Here is a 267-nt window from a genome sequence, read left to right as displayed (position 1 = left end):
GCCTTATACCGACTTCCCGCATTATAAAGAAGCGTGGCTGGCTTTGTTTCGGCAGCGGTTCGGCGGGCAGGATGTGGGAGGCAGACGCGCTGAAATTTTTCAGACGACCTCTGTTGAAATGCCGTCATTTCCTGCGTGGAACGGGCAGCAGGATATGGTTTCTGCGCAGCGCGGCGGAGAAGATGAAGCGGGCAAACAATGGCGGCAGTTTGAAGAAAATATCGGGTTTTATCCGATTATGAAGGATTTTCCCGCCAGGAAAGGTAC

The 267-nt window shown here is 52.8% G+C and carries 1 pseudogene; it reads left to right on the top strand.

Annotated features, from left to right (window positions below):
• Window positions 1-267, top strand: a pseudogene (locus tag ACTHSQ_RS11295) (deoxyribodipyrimidine photo-lyase); the annotation flags it as partial.

Origin of the sequence: Neisseria sp. P0009.S008 (assembly GCF_051958615.1) — a bacterium.
Lineage (GTDB): Bacteria > Pseudomonadota > Gammaproteobacteria > Burkholderiales > Neisseriaceae > Neisseria > Neisseria subflava.
The sequence above is the reverse complement of the archived record's forward strand: the minus strand, read 5'-3'. Positions and strand labels throughout refer to the sequence as shown.